Source organism: Streptomyces griseorubiginosus (assembly GCF_001514195.1).
Lineage (GTDB): Bacteria > Actinomycetota > Actinomycetes > Streptomycetales > Streptomycetaceae > Streptomyces > Streptomyces griseorubiginosus.
Genome location: NZ_KQ948751.1, coordinates 66,731 through 69,047 on the forward strand (window position 1 = coordinate 66,731; position 2,317 = coordinate 69,047).

General features: G+C 68.2%; 2 protein-coding genes. One reads left to right on the forward strand and one right to left on the reverse strand.

All coding sequences use genetic code 11. From position 1 onward, the window contains the following. Positions 1-999: 999 nt before the first annotated feature. Positions 1,000-1,209 (reverse strand): DUF6207 family protein, encoded by a 210-nt coding sequence (locus AQJ54_RS42055; RefSeq protein WP_062246833.1) that lies wholly within the window; start codon positions 1,207-1,209, stop codon positions 1,000-1,002. Between the two features lie 227 nt (positions 1,210-1,436). Between AQJ54_RS42055 and AQJ54_RS42060 the strand changes: the two genes are divergently transcribed. Then, a partial coding sequence (locus tag AQJ54_RS42060; protein WP_169808278.1) for a pentapeptide repeat-containing protein occupies positions 1,437-2,317 on the forward strand: 881 nt, incomplete at its 3' end.

Consider the following 2,317-nt stretch of genomic DNA (forward strand, 5'->3'; position numbering starts at 1 on the left):
TTCTTCGAAATCCCCACGCGCTGGGCGCCCTTCCGGACCAGGTTCCCCGCGGCGACCGGGCACGTTCTAGCGCTGCGACCGTGCTGATGATGGCGGCCAGGACAGCGGACAATTCCACCAAACTCTCCATCTCGCCAAGGACGCGCCACGTTGCTTGATCTGTCGGTTGGCCGGGTCGACCAGCTCGCCAAAGGGAAGTAGTCCGCGCCCGGTTTGAAGGCCGACGAGGTCACCACGGCAGGTCAGGGTGCTGGCGTACCGCGCCGCCCGCCCCCCCGTGCCCAGTGGCACCTCAAGGAAGCCTTCGGGGAGGTCGCCTTCTTGAGGGGCGTGGCCGGTGATTCGGCGATTTGGCTCGGATGCTCGTGTGTGCGGGGCCCGGTAAGGCCTTAGTGCAGCAGGCCTCTAGAGTTTCGTTTGTGACGAAACTGAGCGGGCAGGACGATCGCGATCGGAGCTCCGCGCGCGAGCGGCTTGTGGAACGAACCTGCGCATGGTGCGGCGAACTGGTCCCATACGGCGGCCGTGGCCGGCCACCGCGCTACTGCAGCCCCGTGCACCGCCGTCGGGCCTGGGAGCTGCGCAGTGCCCAAGCCCGTGCAGAGCGTTCCGTGAGCGACGGTGGAAGGAGTCGCGAGCCGGTGCGCGAGGTCGTGGAACGCACTCAAACGGTAGTGCGCACTGTCTTGCTCCGGGATCAGGACAAGGTTCCGCTAGCGCCCCGCGCGGCTCAACGGCTGAACGGGGAGCCCTACACCCTGCCCGAGGACGCCGTGGAATGGATCGAGGCGCTTGTGGCCCTACGGCGCGAGGTGACCAATCCGAAGATCCACGCCTTTCGCCACCACATAGCCCTCGCCTGCGAGAAGACTGCGAGAGCGTTGCGCGACGCCGACCCTGGGCCCAGGGGCTGAGAACAGCCTGCCGCAGTGGCATCTCAGGAAGGCGGTCCGTGCCGACTGCGTTCGGCACGGACCGACACCGACTCTATCGAGTGGACTATGTGTCGGGCTGCTGGCGCAGGTCCAGGAACATGCGCAGCCGGACGCCAGCCTCGCCGGGTTCACGGACGGTGCGGTCGGCCGGCGCGATCGCGCAGTGCTTGGCGAGCAGGTCCTGGACGGCGAAGGCGGTAGCGTCGTCGGCGGCCGCGACTTCGATGACGGCCAGGCCGGGCTGTTCCACGTGGGTGGGATGAATCGGCTGCATGCACGACACTACGCGCCAGCACCGGTCAAGGTTCTCCGCTCGGGCAGCCTTCACCCGTCTGTGTGGGAGTGCCGGCAGCGGAAGCTACGCTCGCTCTCCGCTTCGCACAGGACGTGCAGGGTCCGGTCGACCTCGCTCACGCCGTACCCCGCAGCTGTTGGAGGATGCGGGCTCGGTCTCTCGTACCGCTCTGCAACCGCAGGTCTCGGTCCTTTGTCTCCATCGGCATGACACTGAACCGGCGGCCGCGATCAACTGCGGATGATCGAGAGCTGCGCCTGTGGAAGGTCGGCTGGGCCTTGGCCGTCACCTTCGTCGTCGCCGTCCTGGTCGCGGGTGGCGTCTTCTACAGCTTGGTGGTCCTGCTGGACTTCCGAGGCATCGATCGCACCGCGAAGCTCGACGCGAAGACGCTCTTCGACCTGGTGAAGCTCTCCTTCGGCGTCGTTGCCGGGGCCGGAGCGCTCGTCGCCCTGGTGGTCGCCTATCGCCGCCAGCGCGTGGACGAGACCGGCGCCCACCGGGAAGCCACCCGGCTGCACACCGAGCGCTTCTCCCAGGCCGTCGACAAACTCGGCTCCGACTCCCCGGCCGTACGGCTCGGCGGCGTCCACGCCCTGGCCGGACTCGCCGACGACGCCCCCGACGACAATCTGCGCCAGACCTGCATCGACGTCCTGTGCGCCTACCTCCGGCTCCCCTTCCCCTCCGACCCCGGCGACCTGCCCGACCCGGCGCCCAACGGCACCTCGCCCACGCAGGAACAGCGCGACGCCCACCAGGACAAGGTGGACCTGTACCGGGCACTGCGCGAGGTCCGGCATACGGTCCTGCGCCTCATTGGCGACCACTACCGCATCCCTCAAGGCGCTCACCGCTCCTGGCAAGGCCACAACCTCGACCTCACAGGCGTCACCATCGACGGCAACATCGACTTTCGTGGCGCGGTGTTCTCCGGCGGCGAGGTGTCCTTCCACGACGCGGAGCTCTCCGAGGGCACGGTGTCCTTCGACGGCGCGGTGTTCTCTGGCGGCATGGTGTCCTTCGACGGCGCGGTGTTCTCCGGCAGCGAGGTGTTCTTCAGCGGCGCGGTGTTCTCTGGCGGCAC

Excerpts from the sequence above, each read along its gene's own strand:
- AQJ54_RS42055 (WP_062246833.1), bottom strand. The coding sequence starts at position 1,209 with ATGCAGCCGATTCATCCCACCCACGTGGAACAGCCCGGCCTGGCCGTC.